The organism is Embleya sp. NPDC008237 (assembly GCF_042956465.1).
Taxonomy (GTDB): domain Bacteria; phylum Actinomycetota; class Actinomycetes; order Streptomycetales; family Streptomycetaceae; genus Embleya.
The window spans coordinates 552141-567095 of the sequence record NZ_JBIBGL010000001.1; the positions used below are offsets into that span (position 1 = coordinate 552141).

The 14955-nt window shown below is 71.8% G+C and carries 12 protein-coding genes; 8 read left to right on the top strand and 4 right to left on the bottom strand.

What is annotated here, in order from left to right:
- Positions 1 to 406: 406 nt before the first annotated feature.
- Positions 407 to 1924, top strand: a complete 1518-nt coding sequence (gene adh / locus ACFZBU_RS02250) for an aldehyde dehydrogenase (protein ID WP_391581542.1) — start codon at positions 407 to 409, stop codon at positions 1922 to 1924.
- Positions 1924 to 2361, top strand: a complete 438-nt coding sequence (locus ACFZBU_RS02255; protein ID WP_391581543.1) for a DUF779 domain-containing protein — start codon at positions 1924 to 1926, stop codon at positions 2359 to 2361. The genes adh and ACFZBU_RS02255 overlap by 1 nt, the downstream gene beginning before the upstream one ends.
- An 84-nt stretch (positions 2362 to 2445) precedes the next feature.
- Here ACFZBU_RS02255 and ACFZBU_RS02260 read toward each other — a convergent pair whose 3' ends face one another.
- Both ACFZBU_RS02260 and ACFZBU_RS02265 read right to left on the bottom strand, forming a co-directional pair.
- On the bottom strand, positions 2446 to 3762 hold the full coding sequence (locus ACFZBU_RS02260; protein ID WP_391581544.1) for a prenyltransferase/squalene oxidase repeat-containing protein: 1317 nt from the start codon (positions 3760 to 3762) through the stop codon (positions 2446 to 2448).
- A 115-nt stretch (positions 3763 to 3877) separates the two neighbouring features.
- Positions 3878 to 4921: an MBL fold metallo-hydrolase gene (locus tag ACFZBU_RS02265; RefSeq protein ID WP_391581545.1), complete on the bottom strand. Its 1044-nt coding sequence runs from the start codon at positions 4919 to 4921 to the stop codon at positions 3878 to 3880.
- A 322-nt stretch (positions 4922 to 5243) separates the two neighbouring features.
- Between ACFZBU_RS02265 and ACFZBU_RS02270 the strand changes: the two genes are divergently transcribed.
- A complete protein-coding gene (locus ACFZBU_RS02270; protein WP_391581546.1) occupies positions 5244 to 6707 on the top strand; it encodes an aldehyde dehydrogenase in 1464 nt (487 codons plus the stop codon).
- Positions 6708 to 6786: 79 nt separating this feature from the next.
- Positions 6787 to 7017, top strand: a complete 231-nt coding sequence (locus ACFZBU_RS02275) for a ferredoxin (RefSeq protein ID WP_391581547.1) — start codon at positions 6787 to 6789, stop codon at positions 7015 to 7017.
- A gap of 108 nt (positions 7018 to 7125) precedes the next feature.
- Here the strand turns inward: ACFZBU_RS02275 and ACFZBU_RS02280 are convergent, their stop codons facing one another.
- On the bottom strand, positions 7126 to 7731 hold the full coding sequence (locus tag ACFZBU_RS02280; RefSeq protein ID WP_391581548.1) for a TetR family transcriptional regulator: 606 nt from the start codon (positions 7729 to 7731) through the stop codon (positions 7126 to 7128).
- 197 nt (positions 7732 to 7928) lie between these two features.
- On the opposite strand from ACFZBU_RS02280, the gene ACFZBU_RS02285 reads away from it, so the two are divergent.
- From ACFZBU_RS02285 to ACFZBU_RS02300, 4 genes are all read left to right on the top strand, one after another.
- Complete coding sequence (locus ACFZBU_RS02285; RefSeq protein WP_391581549.1) at positions 7929 to 9344, top strand: glycosyltransferase family 4 protein; 1416 nt, start codon at positions 7929 to 7931, stop codon at positions 9342 to 9344.
- Between the two features lie 65 nt (positions 9345 to 9409).
- Positions 9410 to 10186, top strand: coding sequence for a class I SAM-dependent methyltransferase (locus tag ACFZBU_RS02290; protein ID WP_391581550.1), 777 nt, complete (start codon positions 9410 to 9412; stop codon positions 10184 to 10186).
- Positions 10183 to 11316 carry a prenyltransferase gene (locus ACFZBU_RS02295; protein ID WP_391581551.1) on the top strand — a complete coding sequence of 378 codons (1134 nt, stop codon included), beginning with the start codon at positions 10183 to 10185 and terminating at the stop codon, positions 11314 to 11316. Before ACFZBU_RS02290 ends, ACFZBU_RS02295 begins: the two co-directional genes overlap by 4 nt.
- 621 nt (positions 11317 to 11937) lie before the next feature.
- Positions 11938 to 13791: a serine/threonine protein kinase gene (locus tag ACFZBU_RS02300; protein WP_391581552.1), complete on the top strand. Its 1854-nt coding sequence runs from the start codon at positions 11938 to 11940 to the stop codon at positions 13789 to 13791.
- 93 nt (positions 13792 to 13884) lie between these two features.
- Here the strand turns inward: ACFZBU_RS02300 and ACFZBU_RS02305 are convergent, their stop codons facing one another.
- Complete coding sequence (locus ACFZBU_RS02305; RefSeq protein ID WP_391581553.1) at positions 13885 to 14898, bottom strand: LLM class F420-dependent oxidoreductase; 1014 nt, start codon at positions 14896 to 14898, stop codon at positions 13885 to 13887.
- Positions 14899 to 14955 lie beyond the last annotated feature (57 nt).

Below are 14955 nucleotides of genomic sequence, written 5' to 3' on the forward strand. Positions count from 1 at the left end.
AACCACTTCCTACGGCGTACGTGAGCACTCATGTACGGCCCTTCGGGCACGGGTGGACCACGATCGGCGGTCCACGGTGAGAACACGACGCCGAGTACAATTGCACATGTCACACGTGACATCCAGATGGATTCGCGCCGAATCGGCGACCAACTCCCGCGCCGGTCGGGGGCATTGCCGGAAAGCCTCGGCGAAGCCGCGGACCCCGTGAGCGACGGCCGGCAGACGACGGGCACGCGGCTCGTGGCGAAGGCCGCGGACGGGCATCTCCCGCCGGCGAACCCGTGACCATCGCCGCCCGAGCGACTAGCGTCGGCCGCAGGCGCCCCGAGCCGCGGCACGGCCCGGGCGGGTGCCGCCGATGGTCCGTCATGCCCAGCGCACGGCAAGGGAAGCGGAGGCTCGCGTGGTCTACAGTCAGCCCGGCCAACCGGACAGCATCGTCAACTTCGAACCCCGGTACGACAACTACATCGGGGGCAAGTGGGTACCGCCCGTGCAGGGCCGGTACTTCGAGGACATCACCCCCGTGACCGGACAGCCGTTCTGTGAGGTGGCCCGCTCCACCGCCGAGGATGTCGAACTCGCACTGGACGCCGCACACGCCGCGGCCGACGCATGGGGACGGACCAGCGTCACCGAGCGATCGCTGATCCTGCTGCGGATCGCCGATCGCATCGAGCAGAACCTCGAACGCCTCGCGGTCACCGAGACGTGGGAGAACGGCAAGCCGGTCCGCGAGACCCTGGCCGCCGATCTGCCGCTCGCCGTGGACCACTTCCGCTACTTCGCCGGCGTGATCCGGGCCCAGGAAGGCTCCATCTCGCAGCTCGACGAGGACACCGTCGCCTACCACTTCCACGAGCCGCTCGGCGTGGTCGCGCAGATCATTCCGTGGAACTTCCCGCTGCTGATGGCCACGTGGAAGCTCGCGCCGGCGCTCGCGGCCGGGAACTGCGTCGTGCTCAAGCCCGCCGAGCAGACGCCGGTGAGCATCCTGGTGCTGATCGAACTGATCGCCGACCTGCTTCCGCCCGGCGTGGTCAACGTGGTCAACGGCTTCGGCTTCGAGGCCGGCAAGCCGCTCGCGAGCAGCAGCCGGGTGGCCAAGGTCGCCTTCACCGGCGAGACCACCACCGGTCGGCTGATCCTCCAGTACGCGTCGGCGAACATCATCCCGGTGACCGTCGAACTCGGCGGCAAGAGCCCGAACATCTTCTTCGCCGACGTGGCCGACGAGGACGACGACTTCTTCGACAAGGCGGTCGAGGGCTTCGTGATGTTCGCCCTCAACCAGGGTGAGGTCTGTACGTGTCCGTCCCGGGCACTGATTCACGAGTCGATCCACGACCGCTTCATGGAGCGCGCGTTGGCGCGCACCCGGGCGATCGTGCAGGGCAACCCGCTCGATCCGGCGACCATGGTCGGCGCGCAGGCCTCCAACGACCAGTTGGAGAAGATCCTGTCCTACCTGGACATCGGCCGGCAGGAGGGCGCCGAGGTCCTGATCGGCGGCGCGCGCAAGGTGGTCGAGGGCTTCGAGGACGGTTACTACGTCGAGCCGACCATCTTCAAGGGCACCAACGACATGCGGATCTTCCAGGAGGAGATCTTCGGCCCGGTGGTCTCGGTGACCACCTTCCGCGACGACGCCGAGGCGCTGCGGATCGCCAACGACACGCTGTACGGCCTGGGCGCGGGCGTGTGGACCCGGGATGCGACGCGGGCGTACCGGTTCGGCCGGGAGATCAAGGCCGGCCGGGTGTGGACCAACTGCTACCACGCCTATCCCGCGCACGCGGCCTTCGGCGGCTACAAGGCCTCCGGCATGGGCCGGGAGAACCACCGGATGATGCTCGGCCACTACCAGAACACCAAGAACATGCTGGTCAGTTACTCGGCGAAGAAGCTCGGATTCTTCTGATGGACGAGCCGGCCCCAACGCCGGGCGGACCTGCCGGGCCGGGCACCCCGGTCGAGGTCGAGAAGGTCGCGATCACCGCGGCCGCCGCCGACCTCGTGGCCGAACTCGCGGCCGAGCACGGGCTGTTGCTGTTCCACCAGTCGGGTGGTTGTTGCGACGGGTCGTCACCGATGTGCTACCCGCGCGGAGAGTTCCTGGTCGGCGACGCGGACGTGTTGCTCGGCTGGGTCGCGGACCAGCCGTTCTACATGTCCGCCGCGCAGTACGAGTACTGGCGGCACACCCACCTGACCGTGGACGTGGTGCCCGGCCGCGGCGGCGGGTTCTCGGTCGAGGCGCCCACCGGCAAACGATTCCTGATCCGCTCCCGGGTGTTCACCGACGAGGAGGCACGCCGGCTGGAGACGCACGAGGTGCCGCCGGGCCGCCGGCACTGAGCGGGCCGGGCACCGGAAGCCGAAACGGGCGGGCGCCGGAGGGGTTCGAACCCGTCCGGCGCCCGCCCGCGGCCGGCCGGGTGCTCAGTCCTCGCGGCGGCTGTGCCGCATGCCCAGGATCAGCGTGGCGGCCAGCAACACCGCGATCACCGCGCTCACCGTGTCCCGCAGCGTGTGGTCCTCCGGGCCGTCGATCAGGTTGCTCTGGTTGGTCATGTCCGCGGTCGGCGTCGTCGCCGGGCCGGTGGCCGCGAGCAGGTTGGGCAGGTCCAGGCCGCCGAACGTGGTGACCGTGCGGTTCGTCGCCACGGCCGCCAGAATCAACGACGCGAGCCGCACCGGGTCGTTGCCCGCCATGGTCTTGGCGCCCGCGGCCAGCCAGTCGACCGCCGCGCCCGCCTCGGCCGGGTGTCCGGTCGCCGACAGCGCCTGGACCGCGGCCGCGGTGGCATCGAAGTCGGTCGGCCCGCCGAGATGGTTGCCACCGGCCTTCAGCTTGGCGATCAACCACGCCGCACCGCCCTGCGCAGCCGCCTGCCGGTTCGGCTCGGCGCCGGGGCAGACGATGGGCGTGACCGCGATGGAGGGCGCCGGGACGGCCGGTTGGGTGCCGTATCCGAGCGCGAGCACCGAGCGCGCGGTCAGCAGCGGGTCGACCGGCGCGCCCGGGCCGGCCGCGAACGCGCCCCGGTCCGGCTCCGGCACCGCGCAGCGCAACTGGGCCGCCGCGAGCGCGTCGGTCGGGGTACGGCCCTGCGGTGACCTGAGCAGTTCCGGCGAGCTGCCGGACGTGACGATCGCGCTGATCGCGGCCGCCGTCGCGGTCGGGTCGCCGATCGCGTTCGGGCCGGGTACGGCCGCGAACGAGCCGTCCGCGAGTTGCTTGGACCGGAGCCAGTCGACCCCGCGGGCGACCCGCGTGTCGTACGTACGCAGCGCCCGCAGCGCCTCGATCGCGGTCGCCGTGGCGACGGTGTCCTCACGGTCGGCGTCGCACGGCGTCGCGGGATCGGCGCGGTACGCGGTGAAGCCGCCGTCCGCGCACTGCTGCCCGAGCAGCCACTCGATCGCGGTCGGAGCCGGCGTGCTGTCGGTCGAGGCCAAGGCCAGGATCGCCAGCGACTGCCGGTACACCCCGTCCGCGCTCGGATCGCTCTTCCCGTACAGCGCGGGCGGCACCGGGGCGCTCTGCGCCTTTCCGCCGGCGGAGACGCGTGCGACCACCGACACGGGGACGGTCGTGCGCGGTGTCGCCGTGCCCACGGCCGCGCCGAGCACACCGCCGGGAGGCGGCGGCGTCGGTGCGGCGCCGGCCGCGCCCCCCGTCCAGACCGAGCACAACAGCGCCGTCGTGAGCACGGAGGCCGCCGCGGCGCGTCCGCGGCGTCGGGGGGAGGGCATGCATGGCCTTTCGCTGAACGCTGTGCGGATCGGACCGCGCTGCACGGATCGGACTGTGGGGGCCACTGTCGAGAGTTCTCGTCACCCTACCCGGGTGCCCCCCGAGCCCCGAGCGTCACAGGGCCGTATAGCGCACCGGGTCGCCGCCGGACTCCGCCGCCGCCCGTCCGCGCTTGACCAGGTGGCGCAGGTGAGCGGCGGCCTCGCTCAGGGCCAGTTGCCGATTCTGCGCGCCCAGCTGCGCCCACGGCCGGTTCCAGTCCATGCCCTCGGCGATCTGCCACAGGGTCAGCGATGCCGCGCGCAGCCGGGTGTGCAGCGCCGCGAGCCGCACCTCGTGCAGCCCGGCCACCTCCGCGGCCCGGCCCGCCGCGTCCGTGAAGGCGTGCTCGTGCGCGGGCAGCACGCCGGTGATCGGCAACCGTGCGACACGTGTCAGGGAGGCCAGGAAGTCGCCCAGCGGGTCGGCCTCCTCGGCCTCGTCGTACAGCCCGATGTGCGGCGTGATCGAGGGCAACAGGTGGTCGCCGGAGAGCAGCCGACCGTCGTCGCCCTCCAGGTGCAGGCAGACATGGCCGGGTGTGTGGCCGGGCGTCCACACCGTGCGTACGGTGCGACCCGGCGCGGGGGCGAGTTCGCCGTGCACCAACTCGCGGTCGGGCACCGCGTAGCGCAGGCGCGGTCGGCTGCTCCCGGCCGCGGCGGTGCGCAGGCCGGTGAGCGCGTCCAGGGCCTCCTGCGGGGCGCCCGCGAGAGTGAGCACCTCCAAGTGGTGCCGCAACCACGCGGCGCGCGGCGCGCTGTTGATCTGCTCGACCTGTTCGGCGTCCGCCGCATGCAGCGCGATCCACGCGCCGGAGACCTCGCGCACCTTCTCGGACAGTCCGTGGTGGTCGGGGTGTGCGTGGGTGACCAGGACGCCGTGCACGTCCTCGATCGAGGTGCCGACCTCGACCAGGCCGTCGACCAGGGCCCGGTAGGAGATCGGGTCGTCCCAGCCCGAGTCGACCAGGACCGGCCCCGCGTCGGTTTCGAGTACGTAGACGAGGGTGCAACCGAGCGGATTGTTCGGGATCGGAACCGGGACGGTCCACACGCCGTTGCCCAGATCGGCGACACGGGGAGCGGGTGGGGTGGGGCGGTCGGGTGCGGTGGTCACGGGCGGCCTCCTTCTCGACGGTTCTCGAAGTGGCGCCAGTCGAACGCCGGATGCCCGCCCGGCTTCGGTGATCACCATAGAACACGTTCTCTCATACACCACCGAGCCGGTGACTTGAGGGGTCGTCAGATCGAGATCCGGCACGTACGATCCTTACCTGTCAGCCGATGAGACTCCAGTCTCATTCGAGCCCGGAATGCGTTGTTCCCTCGGCGGCAAACTGATATCTGTTCTAGTCAGTGTTCAGTCAGAGTTCTGCTCATAGCCCGCAAGCCCCTGTATCGCGCAGCGTGTGTGCACGCCCGCACCGAGGAGGACCGTGATGACGGATATCGTGGAGCACAGCCAACTGGTCATCGGCGGACAGCTGGTGGACCCGATTGGCAAGGACACGATCGAGGTCGTCTCGCCCCACACCGAAGAGGTCATCGCGCGCGTTCCGCACGCCTCGACCGCGGACGTGGACGCCGCGGTCGCCGCCGCGCGCAAGGCATTCGAAGAGGGCCCGTGGCCGCGGATGTCGTTGGACGAGCGGATCGCCATCCTGGAGAAGATCCGCGACGGCTTCATGACGCGTTCGCAGGAGATCGCCGAGGTGGTCGCCTCGCAGAACGGCTCGCCGGTCGGCTGGGGCCTGTTCGCGCAGGCCATCGGCGCCGGGATGATCTACGACACGGTGGCCAAGATCGCCCGCGACTACCAGTGGGAGGAGAAGCGGACCGGCCTGCTCAACCCGCTGCTGATCCGCCGCGAGGCGGTCGGCGTGGTGGCCGCCGTGGTGCCCTGGAACGTCCCGCAGTTCGTCACCGCCGCCAAGCTGGCGCCGGCGATCGCGGCCGGCTGCACGATCGTGCTCAAGCCGTCCCCGGAGACCCCGCTCGACTCGTACATCCTGGCCGAGATCTGTCGTGAGGCGGGCCTGCCCGACGGCGTGCTGAGCATCGTCGCCGCCGACCGCGAGGTCAGCGAATACCTGGTGGCCCACCCCGGCATCGACAAGGTCGCCTTCACCGGCTCGGTCGGCGCGGGCAAGCGCATCATGGAGGTCGCCGCGCGCAACCTCACCCGGGTCACCCTGGAACTGGGCGGCAAGTCGGCGGCGATCATCCTGCCCGACGCCGACCTGGAGCACACCGCCACGACGCTGCTGCCCAACTCGTACATGAACAACGGCCAGGCGTGCGTGGCGCAGACCCGGATCCTGGCGCCGCGCAGCCGCTACGACGAGATCGCCGAGCGGTTCACCGCGTGGGTCGGCGAGCTCAAGGTCGGCGACCCGATGGCGGCCGACACCCAGGTCGGCCCGCTGGTGGCCAAGCGGCAGCAGCAGCGCTCCTTCGACTACATCCGGATCGGCCAGGAGGAGGGCGCCAAGCTGCTCGCCGGCGGCGGCCGTCCCGAGGCGCTGGAGAAGGGCTGGTACGTCGAGCCCACGCTGTTCGGCGACGTGGACAACGCGATGCGGATCGCGCAGGAGGAGATCTTCGGCCCGGTCGTGGCGCTGATCCCCTACGACGACGAGGAGCAGGCGATCGCGCTGGCCAACGACTCGGACTTCGGGTTGTCCGGCAGCGTGTGGACCAACGACATCGAGAAGGGCATCGACGTCGCCCGGCGGATCCGCACGGGCACCTACTCGGTGAACACGTTCGGCCTGGACTTCTTCGGCCCGTTCGGCGGCTTCAAGAACTCGGGCATCGGCCGCGAGTTCGGGATCGAGGGCCTGGGCGCGTACACCGAGGCCAAGTCGATCGCGTTGCCCGCGGGCTACGACGCGCAGATCTGACCGCAGCCGCCGGCCCGCTCCGCGCGGGCGGGTCGGCGGCTCCAGGCCCCGCGAGGCCGAGCGAAGAAGAGGTGTTCTGATGGGTGATCGCTGGCGCGTCGAGGTCGACAGGGGCGTCTGCATCGGTTCGGGCATGTGCATCGGCAGCGCCCCGACCGATTTCAAGCTGGACGCGGGTCGGCAGTCGCACCCCAGGGCCGAGGAGATGGACGCCTCGGACGCGATCCTGGAGGCGGCCGAGAGCTGCCCGGTCGAGGCGATCTCGATCGTCGAGATCGCCTCGGGCAAGCCGGTGTTCCCGCCGGACTAGCCCGTGTCCGGCGGGCGGCGGCGTGGTGTCGAGGCGGCGCCGACGCCCGGTCGGGCCGCCGCCCCGCCGGACCGGTTCGTGCGGTGACCGCGGCGCGGCGGGTGCGGCTCAGTCCTCCGGGATCAGCCGGCAGACCGTTTCGATGTCGGTGCGGACCTGGGCGATGGAGGCTCGGCCGTTCAGCCACGCGATCAGCGACGAGTGCCACGTGTGGGTGATCACCCGGATCACCGCGAGGTCCTCGGCGGTCGGCTCGCCGGTCGGCTCGTCGCCGCTGATCGCCTCCAGGATCATCGTGGTGGTCTCCCGGCTGACCGTGTCCACCTCCGCGCCGACCGAGCGGTCCGCGAACTGGAGCGCGCGCATCATCGCCTCGGTCAGGTGCGGCTCGCGCTGCATGCCCTTGAACGCGCGCAGCAGCGTGTCCACCACCCGCTCGCGCGAGCCCGCGCTCCGCGGGGGGCGCCGGCGCAGCTGCGCGTGCAGCTGATCCAGCTGGTCGTACATGGTCGCCACGAGCAGGTGCACCTTGGACGGGAAGTAGCGGTACAGCGTGCCCAGTGCGACCTCGGACAGCTCGGCGACCTCGCGCATCTGGACCGATTCGTAGCCGCCGCGGGCGGCCAGTTGGGTGGTCGCGCGCAGGATCCGCCGGCGGCGCGCCTCCTGCCGCTCGGTCAGCGGCGCCCGGTCGGCCTTCGTATACGTCGTCATGTCAGCCTCTCGGTGCGCGGCGGTTCGCCGGCCGGTGTGTTACGGGTCACGCGGTGCTCGTCGCAGTGGGTACCCGGCGGTATCTTGGCTGCTCTCCGACGAGCAGATACTGAAACTTGTTCTAGATTACGCGACTACTATGCTCCGACGAGGGCAGCGATAGGGGGCCATTCGTGATACGGGAGACCGCAACCGCTGTGGATACCCAGGTGGGCCCGGCGCGGACCTCCCCGGAGCGACCCTTGCGCATCGCCCTGTTGGCGTATCGCGGCGACCCGTACTGCGGCGGACAGGGAGTCTACGTCCGCCACCTGTCCCGCGAACTCACCCGGCTCGGCCACGAGGTCGAGGTGATCTCCGGCCCGCCGTACGCGGTCGTGGACGAGGGCGTGAAGCTCACCACACTGCCCAGCCTGGACCTGTACCGCGACCCGGACCCGTTCCGGCTGCCCCGGCTGAAGGAATACCGGGACTGGATCGACGTCCTGGAGGTCGGCGGCATGCTGACCGCGGGCTTCCCCGAGCCGCTCACCTTCTCGCTGCGCGCGTGGCGGCACCTGGCGGCCCGGCGCGGCGAGTTCGACATCGTGCACGACAACCAGACACTGGGCTACGGCCAACTCGCGCTGCCCCGACTCGGGTTTCCGCTGGTGACCACGATCCACCACCCGATCACGGTCGACCGCGCGCTGGAGATCGGCGAGGCCACCACGCTGCGGCGCAAGGCGACACTGCACCGCTGGTACGGGTTCACCACCATGCAGAAGCGGGTGTCCGCGCGGCTGAGCGACGTGCTGACCGTGTCCGGCTCGTCCAAGGCCCAGATCATCGACCACCTCGGCGTCTCGCCGAGCCGGGTCACCGTGGTCCCGGTGGGCGCCGACACCGACCGGTTCGCGCCGGATCCCTCGGTGGCGAAGGTGCCCGGCCGGATCGTCACCACCGCGAGCGCGGACGTGCCGCTCAAGGGCCTGATCCACCTGGTCGAGGCGCTCGCCAAGCTGCGTGCCGACCACGACCACGTCGAACTCGTGGTGGTCGGCCGGCCCAAGGGCGACGGGCCGGTGCTGCGCGCGATCGACCGGCTGGGCCTGACCTCGGCGATCCGGTTCGTGTCCGGACTCAGCGACGACGAACTGGTCGACCTGATCCGCAGCGCCGAGATCGCCTGTGTGCCCTCGCTCTACGAGGGCTTCTCGCTGCCCGCCGCCGAGGCGATGGCCTGCGGGACCGCGCTCGTGGCGACCACGGGCGGTGCGATCCCGGAGGTCGCCGGCCCGGACGGGGAGACCTGTCTCGCGGTGCCGCCGGGCGACCCGGAGGCCCTGCGCGCCGCGCTCACCCGACTGCTGGAAGATCCCGAACTGCGCGCCCGCCTGGCCGAGGCGGGCCGCGCCCGGGTGCTGGAGCGGTTCACCTGGCGCAACACCGCGGTACGCACCGTGGAGCGCTACCGGGCCGCACTCGCGGCCGGTCCCACCGCGCCGACCACGGCCGGCGCCGGCAGACGCGGGGTCACCGAGCGCGCGAGCGACGTCCTGCTGGGCCGCTCGCCGTTCGGCCGCCGGTTGCCGCCGCCCGCCTCGCACGGCGGCGGACCCGGAACCCGCTGACCCCAGCCCACCCTCGCCGGCCGCCCCCGCAACCGGTTCGCGCAATACGAGACGGAGTCGCCGACTTGCTCACCGTGGATTTCTCCCGCTTTCCCCTGGCCCCGGGGGATCGGGTCCTGGACATGGGTTGTGGTGGCGGCCGGCACGCCTTCGAGGCATACCGGCGCGGCGCCGACGTGGTCGCGCTCGACCGGAACGCCAAGGACATCGCCGAGGTGGACGCGATGTTCGCCTCGATGCTGGCCGCCGGCGAGGTGCCCGAGGGCGCGCGGGCCGAGGCGCTGGTCGGGGACGCGCTCGCGCTGCCGTTCCCGGACGACAGCTTCGACCGGGTGATCATCTCCGAGGTGCTCGAACACATCCCGGACGACAAGGGTGTGCTGAACGAGCTGTTCCGGGTGCTCAAGCCCGGCGGCCTGGCCGCGATGACCGTGCCGCGCTACGGGCCGGAGAAGATCTGCTGGGCGCTGTCGGACGCGTACCACGAGGTCGAGGGCGGACACATCCGGATCTACAAGGGCGACGAGTTCGAGGCCCGGATCCGCGAGGCCGGGCTCCGGCCGTACGGGACCCACCACACGCACGCGCTGCACTCGCCGTACTGGTGGATCAAGTGCGCGGTGGGCGTGGACAACGACAAGGCGCTCCCGGTCCGGGCCTGGCACAAGCTCCTGGTGTGGGACATCATGAAGCGCCCGCTGGCCACCCGCCTCGCCGAGAAGGCGCTGGACCCGCTGATCGGGAAGAGCCTGGTGGTCTACGCGACCAAGCCCCGGCCGACCGGGGAGACCGCGGCCGGTGCCGACGGCGCGGACACGGACCTCGCCGGGGCGAGCGCATGAGCCTCGCGGGCCGCCGGCGCGGCTCCGAGCCCGCGCTCGAACTGCTGGCCCTGGAAGGCGTGTTGACGCTCGATCAGGTGGCCGAGACGATCGACGGGATCGCCGCCGTGCAGCGGCCGGACGGGTCGATCCCGTGGTTCGTCGGCGGACACCTGGACCCGTGGGACCACACCGAGGCCGCGATGGCGCTCGACGTGGCCGGCCGGCACGACGAGGCCGAGCGGGCGTATCGCTGGCTGGCGAGTCGCCAGGAGCCGGACGGCTCGTGGTACGCCGCCTACGTGGACGGTGCGGTGACCGACCGCAACAAGGAGGCCAACTTCACGGCCTACCTCGCGGTCGGCCTGTGGCACCACCATCTGCTCACCGGGGACGAGGAGTTCCTGGTCCGGATGTGGCCGCAGCTGCGCGCGGCGATGGGCTTCATCCTGGACCTGCAGGCGCCCGGCGGGGAGATCCGCTGGAAGCGCGACGAGCGTGGGGTGGCGGTGCCGGACGCGCTGCTCACCGGGTCGGCGAGCATGTACCAGGCGCTGCGCTGTGCGCTGGCGATCGCCGAGCACCTCGGCGAGCCGCAGCCGGACTGGGAGTTGGCCGCGGGCCGGTTGGGCCATGCGGTGTTGTCGCACCCCGAGCGGTTCCTGGACAAGAACCGCTACTCGATGGACTGGTACTACCCGGTCCTGGGCACCGCGCTGCGGGGGCCGGCGGCGGACGAGCGGATCAAGGACGGCTGGGACACCTTCGTGGTGCCGGACCTGGGCGTGCGGTGCGTCTCGGACCGGCCCTGGGTGACCGGTGCGGAGAGCTGCGAACTGGCCATCGCGTTGTGGGCGTTGGGGCAGAGCGACCGGGCGGTCGAGATCGTCTCGTGGATCCAGCGGCTGCGGCACGAGGACGGTCTGTACTGGACCGGGTACGTGTTCGAGGACGATGCGATCTGGCCGGTGGAGCGAACCGCGTGGACGGCGGGCGCGATGATCCTGGCCACCGCCGTGCTGGGTGGGGAGCCGGCCACGACGGCGGTGTTCGGCGGTGCGGTCTCGGCGTTCGAGGGTGACGGGTTGCCGGTCGGGCTGGATCCGGCGCAGGTGCGGTGTGGTTCGGAGCTGTGTGTGGACGGGGTTTGAGCCTGGGGTCCTCAGTCGCCGGACGAGCTGTAGGGGTTGTCCTCAATCGGGGGACGGGCTGGGCGGGCTGTCCTCAAGCGCGGGTCTCACGTGCCGGGTGGGCTGAGAGGGTTGTCCTCAAGCGCCGGACGGGCTGAATTGGGTTGCCCGGGTGGGGGCGTTGCGGTGTTGCCTTGGGCCGGGCCCGGCTGGGGGCGGCCTCGCCGGGTGTCCTCAAGCGCCGGACGGGCTGAGGTTTCGAGTGCCTTGGGTGTGTTGGGTCGGATTTCCTGCTTGTTCTCAAGCGCCGGACGGGCTGGGGGAGTTGGCCTGGGCGGGTTGAAGGATTTGGCCTGGGCGGGCTGAAGAACTTGGGTCGGGTGGGCTGGGGAGTTTGTCTGGCGGGCCGGGGAGTTTGGCTGGGCGGGCCGGGGGAGTCGGCCTGGTGGGTTGGGAATTCGCTCTGGGTGGGGTGAGGGGCTTGGTGTGGGTGGGGTAGGGGGTTGATTCGGGATTGTCGGGTAGGTGTGGGTGGGGTCGGTTGGGCTGGTGATCGGGGGTCGTGTACTCGGTTGTCGGTGGTGGTTGTGGCGGCAATAGGGTTCGCGTGGGGGCTGGGCGACTCGCGTGACGAGGGTGGGCATGGCGGCTGGGTTGGAGCCGGGGGATCGGATAGGTCCCTATACGGTGGTGGGATTGCTGGGCGCCGGCAGCCCCGGTTGGGTGTATCTCGCGCGCACCGGTGCCGGGCGGCCGATGGCCGTGCGGATGTTGTACGGCGAGCAGCGCGGCATCAAGCGCGCGCAGAAGGTGCGCGGGCCGGGCGTGGTCGAGGTGATCTCCGCCGGTGGCGCGACCCGCAATCCGTGGGTGGCCTCGGTGTATGTGCCCGCGCCGTCGCTCGCGGACCTGGTGATCTCGTGCGGTCCGCTGCCCCCGGATGCGGTGCGGTGGCTCGCCGGCGGGATCGCCGAGGGGCTGGTGACGATTCATCAGGCCTCGCTCGTGCACGGCGATCTGCGCCCGGCCCAGATCGTGGTGGCCTCGGACGGCCCGCGGGTGACCGGATTCGGGATCGAGGGCGCGGGCAACCCGCTCGCCGCGCCCGGATACCTCGCCCCGGAGCAGGCCCGCGGCGAGGAGCCGGGGCCGGCGTCCGATGTCTACGCGCTCGGCGCGCTGCTGTGCTTCGCGGCGACCGGACGGCCGCCGCACTCCGGTACGGGCGAGGCGGAGACCCGGCGCAGCGTGGCCGCGGGTGAGCCGGAACTGACGGATGTGCCGGACGAGTTGATCGAGCTGATCCGCTCCTGTCTGACTCGGGAACCGGAGGATCGGCCGACGCCGCGTGCGCTGCTCGACGAGGTGGCCGCGGACTCGGCCGATCGCCGAGGGGCGTACGGCGCCGCCGCCTGGCTGCCGGCGCCCGCGATGGAGCTGATCGACGCGTACCACCGGCGTGGGCGCCTGGTCGGTGACCCGCCCACCGTGCCGCTCGCCGATCGATTCGGCGATCCGGCCGGCGGCGGCTCCGCGAAGGGCGGCTCCGCGCACGGTGGTTCGCTCGGTGACAAGGTCGGCCCGGTGAAGCCGACCGGACCCGCGGCGGCGATCGAGCCGGCGGCGGATGCGACCCGCCGGCCGGACCCGGCCGGACCTGCGAGGGCCGAGGCGCACCCGGCCGAGCCGGCGAAGCCCGGGCCGAACCGGACCGACGCGGCCGGCTCCGCCGCCGCGGAGCCGTCGGCCGCCGCCGAGACGATGCAACTGGCCCGGATCGTCGAGGCGATGGTGCCGCGCATCGACGACAGCGACGATCGGCCGGACAGGTACGACCTCCCCGTCCCGCGCGAGCCGCACGAGGCCGGCGGGGCCGGTTGGCTGCTGGTCGCCGCGCTCGTGGTGATCGCTCTGGTGGGCGGCCTGTTCGGGGGCGTCGCCTACGAACGCGGGCGCGGGGACCGGGATCGGGGCAAGGCGGGCGCGGCCGACGACACCCGTGCGTCCGGCTCGCCCGCCGACCCGACCGCGGCCTTCGTGGCGAGCACACAGGTGGGCGGCTGCGTGGACTTCGCGAGCGACGGCACGCCCGGGTGGCGGCCCGCCGCGCTCCGCACGCTGCCCTGTGAGGATCCGGCGGCCCGGCAGCGGGTGTTGGCGCGCACCTCGGCCGGAGGCGGTACGACGGACTGCATGAACACCGACGGGCGCAGTCGCTGGCCGGCGACCCCCGGCGTGGCCGCGCTGTGTCTGGAACGGATCTTCCGGCCGGGCGAGTGTGTGCCCGCGGAGACGCGCGACGGCCGGCAATGGGCCTTCCTGGCCTCGCTGGTGCCGTGCGAGGGCCCGCTGCCGCAGGATCGCCCGGCCCGCCTGCGGATCGACGAGGTGCACCCGTTGGCCGCCGCGAACGCCACCAGTTGCCCCGGCCGGTCCCCGGTCTACTACCCGCTGCCCTCCCGCAATCAGGAACTGTGCATGGCCCCGCTGCCGTAGCACCGCCCGCGCGGCCGGACCCGCCACGACGAACCGGCGGGGCCGGCGCCCGGCCGGCGACCCGGTCGGTGCCGGCCGGGTCGCCGGTCGACGTCAACTCGCGAGTTCGGCGAGCAGTTCGAGGGCGGCGTGGTTGCGGGTGGTGACGATCATGTCGGTGACGTGCGGGTCGGCGGCCCAGACGGCGAACCGCTCGCGGATGCGCGCGGCCGGCCCGACCAGGGCGATCTCGTCGACGAAGGCGCTCGGGACGGCGGCGATCGCCTCGTCCCGCTTGCCGGCCATGAACAACTCCTGGATCCGGTTTGCCTCGTCCGCGTAGCCGAACCGGCGCATCAGGTCCGCGTGGAAGTTCTTGTTCTTCGCGCCCATCCCGCCGACGTAGAAGCCCATCGCCGCCTTGATCGGGTACATCGCCTGCTCCACGTCGTCGCCGAGGGCCACCTGCACCATCGGCGCGATCCGGAAGCCGGCCGGCTTGTCGCGCAGCGCGTCCGCGTACACCTCGGGCCGGGTCGGGGCCCAGTGCAGCGGCAACCATCCGTCCGCGATCCGCGTGGTCAGGTGTACGTTCTTGGGCCCCTCCGCGCCGAGGAAGATCGGCAGGTCGGCGCGCAGCGGGTGGGTGATCGACTTGAGCGGCTTGCCCAGTCCGCTGCCGTCCTCGCCCGTGTACGGGTGTCGGGCGTATCGGCCCTCGGCGACCACCGGTCCCTCGCGGCGCAACACCTGGCGGATGACGTCCACGTATTCGCGGGTGAAGGTCAGCGGGCTCTTCGGGAACGGCCGCCCGTACCAGCCCTCGACCACCTGCGGGCCGGAGAGCCCCAGGCCCAGGATCATCCGGCCCGCGGAGAGGTGGTCCAGGGTCAGCGCGTGCATCGCGGTCGCGGTGGGTGTGCGCGCGGTCATCTGGGTCACCGCGGTGCCCAGCTTGATCCGCGAGGTGTGGGCGGCGATCCAGGTCAGCGGCGTGAAGGCGTCCGACCCCCAGGACTCGGCGGTCCACACCGCGTCGAACCCGAGCTGCTCGGCCTTTTGCGCCAACTCGACGAAGTCGGCGGACGGGCCTCGGCCCCAGTACCCGAACGTCAGACCCAGCCTCATGGCGTTACCTCCACGGAGTAGCACGGCGAATCGCCTCCGCAGACTAGAACACGTTTT

Bases quoted from the DNA above. Each gene is read 5' to 3' on its own strand.
- ACFZBU_RS02255 (WP_391581543.1), top strand. From the start codon at position 1,924: ATGGACGAGCCGGCCCCAACGCCGGGCGGACCTGCCGGGCCGGGCACC.
- ACFZBU_RS02300 (WP_391581552.1), top strand. From the start codon at position 11,938: ATGGCGGCTGGGTTGGAGCCGGGGGATCGGATAGGTCCCTATACGGTG.
- ACFZBU_RS02280 (WP_391581548.1), bottom strand. From the start codon at position 7,731: ATGACGACGTATACGAAGGCCGACCGGGCGCCGCTGACCGAGCGGCAG.
- ACFZBU_RS02275 (WP_391581547.1), top strand. From the start codon at position 6,787: ATGGGTGATCGCTGGCGCGTCGAGGTCGACAGGGGCGTCTGCATCGGT.
- ACFZBU_RS02270 (WP_391581546.1), top strand. From the start codon at position 5,244: ATGACGGATATCGTGGAGCACAGCCAACTGGTCATCGGCGGACAGCTG.
- ACFZBU_RS02260 (WP_391581544.1), bottom strand. From the start codon at position 3,762: ATGCCCTCCCCCCGACGCCGCGGACGCGCCGCGGCGGCCTCCGTGCTC.
- ACFZBU_RS02305 (WP_391581553.1), bottom strand. From the start codon at position 14,898: ATGAGGCTGGGTCTGACGTTCGGGTACTGGGGCCGAGGCCCGTCCGCC.
- ACFZBU_RS02295 (WP_391581551.1), top strand. From the start codon at position 10,183: ATGAGCCTCGCGGGCCGCCGGCGCGGCTCCGAGCCCGCGCTCGAACTG.